The sequence below is a fragment of the Sulfurimonas sp. genome, assembly GCF_016744025.1.
Classification (GTDB): domain Bacteria; phylum Campylobacterota; class Campylobacteria; order Campylobacterales; family Sulfurimonadaceae; genus Sulfurimonas.
Genome location: NZ_JADGFC010000099.1, coordinates 1 through 10,130 on the forward strand (window position 1 = coordinate 1; position 10,130 = coordinate 10,130).

12 protein-coding genes are annotated in these 10,130 nt (G+C 31.2%); 6 read left to right on the forward strand and 6 right to left on the reverse strand.

Annotated elements, in window-relative coordinates; genetic code table 11:
• Positions 1 to 118 precede the first annotated feature (118 nt).
• Complete coding sequence (locus QZZ48_RS11905; RefSeq protein ID WP_294966109.1) at positions 119 to 535, forward strand: HD domain-containing phosphohydrolase; 417 nt, start codon at positions 119 to 121, stop codon at positions 533 to 535.
• A gap of 168 nt (positions 536 to 703) precedes the next feature.
• The gene (locus tag QZZ48_RS11910) at positions 704 to 1,630 is read left to right on the forward strand and encodes an exopolyphosphatase (protein ID WP_294966112.1); all 927 of its coding nucleotides are present in this window, start codon (positions 704 to 706) and stop codon (positions 1,628 to 1,630) included.
• Positions 1,631 to 1,661: 31 nt separating this feature from the next.
• Here QZZ48_RS11910 and QZZ48_RS11915 read toward each other — a convergent pair whose 3' ends face one another.
• Positions 1,662 to 2,414: an AEC family transporter gene (locus tag QZZ48_RS11915; protein ID WP_366755935.1), complete on the reverse strand. Its 753-nt coding sequence runs from the start codon at positions 2,412 to 2,414 to the stop codon at positions 1,662 to 1,664.
• Positions 2,415 to 2,594: 180 nt separating this feature from the next.
• On the opposite strand from QZZ48_RS11915, the gene QZZ48_RS11925 reads away from it, so the two are divergent.
• Positions 2,595 to 2,915: a thioredoxin family protein gene (locus QZZ48_RS11925; protein WP_294966118.1), complete on the forward strand. Its 321-nt coding sequence runs from the start codon at positions 2,595 to 2,597 to the stop codon at positions 2,913 to 2,915.
• Positions 2,912 to 3,727, forward strand: coding sequence for an SDR family NAD(P)-dependent oxidoreductase (locus QZZ48_RS11930; RefSeq protein ID WP_294966121.1), 816 nt, complete (start codon positions 2,912 to 2,914; stop codon positions 3,725 to 3,727). Before QZZ48_RS11925 ends, QZZ48_RS11930 begins: the two co-directional genes overlap by 4 nt.
• 253 nt (positions 3,728 to 3,980) lie before the next feature.
• On the opposite strand, the gene alr is transcribed toward QZZ48_RS11930, so the two are convergent.
• The 4 genes from alr to QZZ48_RS11950 form a co-directional block, all read right to left on the reverse strand.
• Entirely contained in the window at positions 3,981 to 5,168 is a 1,188-nt protein-coding gene (alr, locus tag QZZ48_RS11935; protein ID WP_294966123.1) for an alanine racemase, read from the reverse strand.
• A gap of 148 nt (positions 5,169 to 5,316) precedes the next feature.
• Positions 5,317 to 6,885: an alanine/glycine:cation symporter family protein gene (locus tag QZZ48_RS11940; protein ID WP_294966126.1), complete on the reverse strand. Its 1,569-nt coding sequence runs from the start codon at positions 6,883 to 6,885 to the stop codon at positions 5,317 to 5,319.
• A gap of 19 nt (positions 6,886 to 6,904) precedes the next feature.
• Positions 6,905 to 8,143, reverse strand: coding sequence for an FAD-dependent oxidoreductase (locus QZZ48_RS11945; RefSeq protein WP_294966129.1), 1,239 nt, complete (start codon positions 8,141 to 8,143; stop codon positions 6,905 to 6,907).
• A gap of 16 nt (positions 8,144 to 8,159) precedes the next feature.
• Complete coding sequence (locus QZZ48_RS11950; RefSeq protein ID WP_294966131.1) at positions 8,160 to 8,534, reverse strand: RidA family protein; 375 nt, start codon at positions 8,532 to 8,534, stop codon at positions 8,160 to 8,162.
• Positions 8,535 to 8,700: 166 nt separating this feature from the next.
• Here QZZ48_RS11950 and QZZ48_RS11955 point away from each other — a divergent pair, with 166 nt between their 5' ends.
• Positions 8,701 to 9,348 carry a PAS domain-containing protein gene (locus tag QZZ48_RS11955; protein WP_294966133.1) on the forward strand — a complete coding sequence of 216 codons (648 nt, stop codon included), beginning with the start codon at positions 8,701 to 8,703 and terminating at the stop codon, positions 9,346 to 9,348.
• Between the two features lie 31 nt (positions 9,349 to 9,379).
• On the opposite strand, the gene QZZ48_RS11960 is transcribed toward QZZ48_RS11955, so the two are convergent.
• Entirely contained in the window at positions 9,380 to 9,685 is a 306-nt protein-coding gene (locus tag QZZ48_RS11960) for a c-type cytochrome (protein WP_294966136.1), read from the reverse strand.
• A gap of 167 nt (positions 9,686 to 9,852) precedes the next feature.
• On the opposite strand from QZZ48_RS11960, the gene QZZ48_RS11965 reads away from it, so the two are divergent.
• Positions 9,853 to 10,130 (forward strand): transposase (locus QZZ48_RS11965; RefSeq protein WP_294966138.1); only part of this gene is annotated, 278 nt, incomplete at its 3' end.

A 10,130-nucleotide genomic window follows, 5' to 3' on the forward strand; every position in this document is an offset into this window, starting at 1 on the left:
TTCACCAAATGAGTTTGAAAGAAGGTATAATTTAAAGTCTTCAAAAATGTAGGTTTTTACTGGTTTAGTAATTGTCTAGTTTATAGGGGACATTCCAAAGTTCACGATTAAATCTCTAATGAATATAGCAACACATGACTATTATACACACACTCATTACATAAATGTATCTATATATGCACTTTCATTAGGTTCTTTTTTAGGTCTAAAAGCGGATGAAATTTCAGAGTTAGGAGAAGCTGCTCTTTTACACGGTTTGGGAAAAAGTAAAATAGACGTAGACATTATAAATAAAAGTACAAAGCTCTCAGATGAAGAATTTAAAGAGGTTAAAAAGCACCCAACTTTAGGTTATACCCTCGGGTTGAAGTTAGGTATAAAAAATAGAAATGTACTAGAAGGTATTAGACATCATAATGAAAAGATGAATGGGAAAGGTTATCCCTTTGGTTTGAGGGGTGAAAATATACCTTATTACGCTCGTATAATAGGAATATGTGATATTTTTGATGCACTAGGTACAAAGAGGCAATGACAGCATTTGAAGCTTTAGTGTTAATGAAAACTAAAATGAATAAAGAAATAGATATGACTTTATTGGCAGCAATGATAAAAATATTTCTTTAGGTTAAGACTTATTCAGAGTAACTTTAATAACATTGATATATAATCAAATCAATTATAAACTAGAAGGTAATAAATTATGAGTAAAAAATTTCGTTTAGTAACTAGAAGTGATATGGATGGTCTTGTTTGTGCTGTGATTTTAAAACAGTTAGAGTTGATTGATGAGATTAAGTTTGTTCATCCAAAAGATATGCAAGATGGTAGTATAGTTATTACTGAGAATGATATTATTACAAACCTACCATATGTTGCTGTGGCTCATTTAGTTTTTGATCACCATGAGAGTGAAACTGTTCGTAATGAAAAAGCTGACAACCATATTATCATTGCAGATGCTCCATCTGCTGCTCGTGTTGTTTATGATTACTATGTTAAAGATAATGACCTTTCTATGATTGGTGAAGATATGATGCTTGCTGTTGATAAAGCAGATTCAGCTCAGTTTTCAAAAGAAGACATCTTAAATCCTAATGGTTGGGACTTACTTAGTTTCTTAATGGACTCTCGTACAGGTCTTGGAAGATTTAGAGATTTTAGAATCTCAAACTATGACCTTATGATGGATCTTATTGATTATTGTCATGACCATGGTATAGAAGATATTATGAAACTCGATGATGTTAAAGAGAGAGTTGATCTGTTTAACAAATATGCAGTTGAGTTTAAAGAACAGTTACAGAGATGCTCTACAGTTTATGCTAACTTGATTGTTTTAGACTTAAGAGATGAAGAGATAATTTACCCGGGAAATCGTTTTATGATTTATGCAATATTCCCTCAAATAAATATCTCTATTCACACACTTTTGGGATTTCAAAAACAAAACACTGTTTTTGCAACAGGTAAATCAATCATTGATAGAGGTTCAAAAACTAATGTTGGTGAGTTAATGTACAAATATGGTGGTGGCGGACACGGTGCTGCTGGAACTTGTCAGATTGACAATGATAAATGTGAAGATGTTTTAAAAGAACTAATCACTGCTATTACAAACGATGGATAACTAGAGACTTTCTCTAGTTAACTAACTCTCTCTATAAATAAGCTAAAACTTTCACAGCTACAAATATCGCTCCTAAAAAAACAATCGAAGAAAAAAAGACTAATGCAGTAACAACTCTAGGATTACAATCATATAGAGATGCAAGGTTTACATTAGCGACGGCTAGAGGCATCATTAACTCTATAAAGATAATCCCTTTTATCATGGGTTCAAGTTCTATATTTATTAAAACTAAAAAAGCAATAGCCGGAAGTAGTATAAACTTAAAGGTTAAAACCCAAAGAACTAAGGTCTTACTTATCTCTTGAATCTTGGTTCCATATATATAGATACCAAACAAAAAGAGTTGCATAGTCATAGAAGCGTAAGCTCCCATCATAAGAGTGTTAAGAACTATACCTGAAGGTTTATAACCATAGATGCTAAGTGTTATTGCAAGTATCGCTGCCCAAAGTATAGGAAGTTTTACAATGTTTTTTAAAGATGTTTTAGTATCGAAGCTTCCACGTGAATAGTAAAACACACCTACTGTATAAACAACAAAAACATTCATAAGGTTTATCACTGTCGTATATGGAATAGACTCTTCACCAAAGATAGCTATGTTTATAGGTATTCCAAGATTTCCAGTGTTACCAATGATTGCTGCAACTGTTGCAATAGAGTGCTCTTTTGGAGATTCAAAAAGTTTTTTTGCAACTATTACAGAGACTAAAAGAAGTACTACTACGATGCCAAGATAGATGCTAGGAGCGTAGAAGAGTGTTATATCTATAGGACGGATAAGAAGTCCCCAAAAAGTTAAAAAACTTGTAAGAAGTAGACATTGATTAGTGTGATAGTTTTATCGTCGATTTGTTCTTTAAAACTCATCTTTGCTATGAAGCCAAGGACTATAAAGATATATATACCGAGAATTGAAAATATTATTGAACTCATAGTGGTATTATAATATAATCAACTTATGCAAACAATTGAAAATATAAATAAAACTATAGAAAAAAATATGGCTGTTATGGTCTACTTCTCAGCACCTACATGTAATGTGTGTCATGCACTTAAACCTAAACTCTTAGAAGCTTTAGATGCTAACTTTGATGACTTTAAGGTAGAGAGTGTTGATATCTCAAAGAGTGAAGAAATTGCTCCTCATTTTAATGTATTTGCAATTCCTACAATACTTATCTTTCTTGATGGCAAAGAGTTCATTCGTAAATCACGTAATATGAGTGTGGATGAGGTAATTCGTGAGACAAAAAGACCTTATGAGATTATGAAGAAATGAAGAACATTCTTATAACAGGTTGTTCTAGTGGTATTGGTTATTACACAGCCCATTACTTACATAAAAATGGATACAAGGTTTATGCAAGTGCTAGAGATGTAAAAGATGTAAAGAGACTTCAAGAAGAAGGATTAGAGGCTTATCTTCTTGATGTTACTAACGCTGAAGATATTTCAAGAGTTTTAAGTGAGATAACTAAAGATGACTCAGAACTTTATGCAGTCTTTAACAATGCTGGATATGGTCAAGCTGGTGCGGTAGAAGATATAACTACGGATGTTTTAAGAGAGCAGTTTGAGACAAACTTCTTTGGACTACATGAACTAACACATCAAGCTTTAAAGATTATGAGAAAACAAGGTTATGGAAGAGTTATTCAACACTCTTCTGTTTTAGGAATCATCTCACTTCGTTTTCGCGGAGCTTACAACGCTTCAAAATATGCCATCGAAGGTTTGTGTGACACACTTCGCCTAGAGCTAATGGAGACGAATATACATGTTTGTACTATAAACACAGGACCAGTAAGCTCAGACTTTAGAAAAAATGCTATCAAGATGTTTAAAAAGAATGTTATCTCAGAAGGTAGTATTTTTGAAAAAGCTTACAATGAAGAGTTACTCACTGTAAAAGAGAAAGAAAATGATCCTTTTACAAAAGGATCAGAGGTTGTAATAAAAAATATACTTCATGCACTTGAAGCTAAAAAACCACAACCTAGATATTATAACACTCTTGCCACTCATCTATTGGGTGGATTTAAAAGAGTTTTGACTACTAAGATTTTGGATAAGATTTTGAGAAAAATTTAAAATATGATTTTATATTAATTAAGTCATTATTGTGATAAAAATATAATAAAAGAAGACTATATAAATTTTACTTATGATTTACTTAATGATAAGTTATTTTTAATATGGCTTAATAATATGGGTAAATTAAAGTGATTTCTATTTTCATGTAGTTTTAAAGGTAAATGATTGAAGTTTATATAGTCTCTAATGAGTTAGAAGGTGAGATTAGAAACTATTATAATGTAGAGAAGTAAGTATTTATTAGTAAATTTTATCTGTTGCTTAGAATCAGAACATAGTCTTTAGCATCTATGACCTTATCGTTTTTAATATACACTCTAGGAACTCGTTTATTAATCATACATACAATTTCATAATTGATAGTATTTAACAACTCAGCTACATCATCGATTGAGACTCCATTTAAATTATTACAACCAAAAAGCACGACTTCATCTCCAAGGTTAGTATCAATATTTGTTACGTCAATAATACATTGATCCATGCATATATTTCCACAAACTGGAACTTTTTGCCCATTTATCATAACCATAGCTTTTCCAGATAGCATACGAGTATAACCATCCGCATAACCTACTGGTAAAGTTGCTATACGTGATTTTGTATCACTTTTATATTTTAGTCCATAACCAACACAAGAACCAGCTTCCAAATCTTTAATCTGAGAAACTTTTGCCTTTAAGCACATAACTTCTTTTAAATCAACTACATTGTGCTTAACATTTTTAGAAGGGTATAAGCCATAAAGCATTATCCCAGCACGAATCATATCAAAATTTAATTTAGGTAAATCAATTATAGTTGCACTATTTGAAACATGTTTTATAGGAATATACAATCCTTTTTTTTCTAAGTCATTTACAATATATTTATATTTTTCGACCTGCTGCATAGTGAATTTCTTATCAATCTCATCTGCTACTGCAAAATGTGTAAACATCCCTTCTAAGACTAAATGCTCAAGCTTACTAATTTTTAAAATATCTTCTATAGTTTCATCTATAGAATCATCGCTAGTTGACATTCCTAAACGATTCATACCTGTATCTACTTTGATATGTACTGTAATATCTTTGTTTAAAGACACAGCAACTCTAGAGAATTCTTTAGCTTGTTCTATAGAATAAATTGTTTGAATAATATTGTTTTGAACTACATCTTCTGCCAGGTTTTCAGGTGTGTAACCCAAAATCATAATTTCTACATCAGCAAAAGAAGCTCTTAGCTGTATGGCTTCTGATAAGGTAGCAACTGCAAATATATCTGCGCCATTATCTAATAATGTTTGCCCAATAGCCACTGCACCATGTCCATAACCATCAGCTTTTATAACTGCGGCTACCTTAGACTTCTTGTTTGTAACTCTTCTGACTTCTCTCATATTATGAGCTAAATTATCTAAATTTATTTCAGCCCAAACTGGTCTTGATAATTTCATTGAACTGCATCCTATTATTGGTAATAAACTATTAGTTTATATTCTTATAGAGTCAATAAAAAGAACCTCAAAATTTTTATTAACTTTGTAAAAATATAAGAAACAAAAGGAAGTATTATCCTCCTTTTGCTTGTTTATGTTTAGAAATTTATCTATATTTTTTTATTTCACCTGAATCAACTCTAGCAATAAAAGATTTTAACTCAGCTTTAACGATTGGCATTAAGAAGTATAATCCAATGATGTTAAATATAGACATTGCAAACATCGCAGCATCTGAGAAATCTATAGCAGCACTAAGACTGATACTTGTACCAACAACTACGAATGAGCAAAACATTCCTTTATAAACAAGTTCAGTTTTTTTACCTTCACCAAAAAGATAAGTCCATGCTTTTAGTCCGTAGTATGACCATGAAATCATTGTTGAAAATGCAAACATCACGACAACAAGTGCCAATAAGTACTCAAAAATAGCTGAAGTTTCTGTAAAAGCAGCAGAAGTCAAGTTAACTCCACTTAATTCTCCTGTGTTCATTCCTGAGATAGTAATAACTAAAGCTGTCATAGTACAAATAAGAACTGTATCGATGAACGGTTCAAGTAAAGAAACAAAGCCTTCGGATATAGGTTCGTCAGTTTTTGCAGCTGAATGGGCAATTGCAGTTGATCCAACACCTGCTTCATTTGAGAAAGTAGCTCTTTTTAATCCTTGAATTAAGGCTCCAACAAAACCACCTGCAACTCCAGCACCGGTAAATGCTCCAGTAAATATTTGTTCAATTGCACCTCCAATTTGATCATAATGAGAAATTAATACAATAAGTGTCATTACCACATATAAAGTTCCCATAAATGGAACTAGTTTTGAAGTTACTGATCCAATAGAAGGCATACCACCTATAATAACTCCTCCAACAAGAACAGCCAAAACAACACCAGTAACCCAACCATAACCAGGAGCTATTCCAAATGTTTGAACTAGCATTGCATTTGCTTGATTACCTTGGAACAAGTTTCCTGCACCAAGTGAAGAAAATATTGTCATAATTGCAAAACCAATCGCTAAGTATTTACCAGTTTTTGCATACCCTTTTTCTTTAAATCCTTTTGATAGATAATACATTGGACCACCTGATACTGTTCCATCCGCATTCTCATTTCTATATTTTACACCTAATGTACACTCTGTAAATTTTGATGCCATTCCAAATAGACCAGAAAGTATCATCCAAAAAGTTGCACCTGGGCCACCGATTGCTAAAGCAACCCCTACTCCAGCAATATTTCCAAGACCAATAGTACCTGATAATGCAGTTGTAAGTGCTTGAAAATGTGAAACTTCACCTGGCTCTTTATGCTCTGGATTTGAAAATTTTCCACGAACAATGTCAATAGATAATCCAAATCTTTGGAATTGGTTAAAACCAAAATAAAAAGTAAATATAATTGCAGCAAGAATCAACCATCCTACTATTAATGGGAATGTAACTCCATCTTCTATCTTTATTCCATAAAATATTGTACTGGCGAACCAACCTAAATAAGTACTAAAAAATTGATCAATTTTCTGATCAATACCTATGGCTTCCTCTGCAAAAGTAATACTTGGTATACATAACATTGCTATGTAAAATAGCCCATTTTTAAACATTTTCATTATATCTTCGCCTTTTTTATTTTTATATACATCTTTAGAAATAAACTCAATTAACACATCTTTTTTTACTTAATATCTATCCTTGATAAAAAGCTGAGAATAATAAAATATCCTCATTTGTACTGTTCTTTTTATCAACAGTAATAACATCATTAATAATTTTTCCAATTGCAGGTGCAAAAGTGATTCCAAGCCATCCTAATCCTGTTGCATGAACAAGATTATCATATCTTTCGTCATATCCAATTATTGGCATATCATTTGGTGTTAAAGGTCTAAAACCAGTCCATTCAACCATCTCTTCTTTTACAAAGTCATTTGTGTATTGTCCAAGATTTTTATGAATACTATCAATTTGCTTTCTAACTATTTCTGGATTAGTTGTTCCAAGTTCAAGTTTAGAAGTCATTCTAACAGTATCTCTTCTTGGAGTCATCGCGATAAACAAGTCTGCAAATAAAGAAGAAGTTTTAGGCTTTAAAGAATCATCCATTTTAAAAGTAATACTATACCCTTTTGCAGGAGTCATTAAAAATTTATTTTTTGCTTGTTTTGCTAAAGTAGCATCAGCACCAGTAGATAAAATAAAAGTTTCAGCCTCATACTCATCTTTAGATGTAATGATCTTACTAACTTTTGAACCTTCAAATTCTAATCTTGTTACTTCTTCATTTAATAAAAACTCTACACCTTTGTTTTCTAAGAACTTTTTCAACTCAAGCATAAATTCACCAGGATCAATATGCCCATTTTCTTTTAATAAGATTGACCCAATAACTTTATCATTTAAAATTGGCATATACTCTTTTGTTTTCTCTTTTGAAAGTATCTCATATGCGTCAGGATTATTACAATGAGCAGCTTTTTCATCAAAAGTTTTTTCTTCTGTATATATCATCAGTAAACCGTCTTTACAAAAATGAAAATCCATTTCATCTTCCTTGACCATATTTTCATACATATCTAAACTAATTCGCCCATATCTTTCAAATAGTGCGAGTGTTCTTTTTAATCTAGCTTGAGTTGAACTTGCTGCAAACTTTATAAGCCATTTAAATAAGTTTAAATCAAAGACAGGATGTACACTAGCAGGAGATTCCCCTTTTAGCATTAATTTCAAAGTATCAGGGATAGCCCCAGGAACGCTTAGCGGTGCCTTTTTAAAAGCAGACAACAATCCAGCATTACCAAAAGATGTACCATTTGTAATATCATCTTTTTCTATTACAGTAACACTTCTTCCACTTTTTAATAAGCAGTAAGCAGACATAAGCCCTATACATCCACCGCCTACTACAATAATATCTTTTTTCATTTTTGCTTCTCTTATTTTATTTTTTTGCGATTGATTCTATTTCAATTAGAGCGTCTTTTGGTAATCTAGCCACTTCATAAGTTGCACGAGCGGGAAAAGGAGCAGTGAAAAATTGTCCATAAATTTCATTTACCACAGCAAAATCTTCTATATTTTTCAATAATATTGTAGTTTTAATAATATCTTTCATTTCTAAACCAGCTTCTTCTAAAATATATTTTGTATTTTCTAAAGATTGCTTTGCTTGTGAAGCAATATCTACTCCAGCAAATTCTCCAGTTGTTTCATCAATTGGTAATTGTCCAGATACATAAACAATTCCATCTTTGCTTACTGCTTGTGAATATGGTCCGATTGCACTTGGTGCTTTTGTTGAGTTTATAGCTTTCATCTTGATGCCTTTTTTATGATAATTTTTTTTCGATACAAGCATTGTATAATAATTTATTATCAATGTAAAGTCTTTTTATCATCAATTGATAAGTATTTATTATTACAATTTGACAATTTATTATTAATATCTTATAATGAAACATATTATAATGTTAAGGATATTTTTGAATCAACATATTAAAAGATTTATTTCTATTGCTGACTTTTTAGGAGAAGTTCTAGGGAGTAACACAGAAATTTTATTACATGATTTGATAAGCTATGATAAGTCTATCGTGCATATAATCAATGGTCATATAAGCGGTAGAAAGATTGGAGACTCGGTAACAGATTTAGTTATAGACTTTTTAGCTACTGAATCTAAAGGCGACAAACAATTTATATCTAACTACAATTCTAAGACAGTAGAGGGAAGATTTTTATACTCATCTACTTATTTTATTAGAGATGAAACAAATAAAATAATCGGCGCTTTATGTTTAAATTCTGATTATCATGAAGTAAAAAAGTCATTATCATTTTTAACATCTTTACTTCCAAACTACGTAGATGATAAAACTTTATCACTAAATACAATTAAAGAAAATCTCAATTCTGACCCAAAAGAGTTAACACTAAATAAGATAGATGCAATAATAAAAGAGTTTGATGTTATACCAAATAGAATGTCTACAAATGAAAAAACAGATGTTATTGCAGCACTAGATGATTGTGGAGTATTTAACATAAGAGGTTCAGTACAAGAAGTTGCAACAAAACTGCAAATGTCTGAACCTTCAATTTATAGATATATAAAGAAAATAAGAATATAACTTTTCAAGAGTGAAGTTAGCTTCTTATTTGTTATTTTTGTATTTGTATATATTTTGTTAAAGCTTCAATCTGTGAATCATCTAATGCTTTAACCTGCCCTTTCATTAAACCTTTCATCGCTCCACCATAAGTTCCAGCTTTATATCCATTTAAGGCTTCAATCGTTTTTGTAGCTTGCCAACCTTTTATGATTGCTGATCTACCTAAAGCTTTTTTCTCACCTGTTGCACCATGACATGAAGCACAGCTTTTATATAAACTTGCACCATCTGCTGCTGCTATTGTAAGTGAACCTACTATTGCTAAACCTAGTAAAACTTTATTAATTGTTTTCATCTTGTTCTCCTTAGTTGTTATAAAAGGAGTATATAAAATAATTGTGGAATGATTGTGGAATTTACCAAGAAATACTAACTATAATGAACCCCTAAAACTGAACCAGTAAAATTTGTTTTCTTATTTCAAAAATGATAAAATTGAAATAGAAAATATAGGGATTAAATATGAGTGTAAAAAGAAAAAGTTACAATGCAGATTTTAAAGCAAAATTAGTACTGGAAGTTTTAGAGGGTGAGAAAACTGTTAATGAGATTGCCAGTGCATATGGAGTTTTACCTTTGAGTTTGAGAAATTGGAAAAAACAGTTTCTTGAAAATATGAGTTTAGCATTTGACAAAAGTAGAGTTGTAAAAGAATATAAAGATGAGATTGAAACTCTTCAATATGAAAAAGATGCAATTGCCAAAAAACTTGGAGAGACAATTGTTGAAAAGGATTTTCT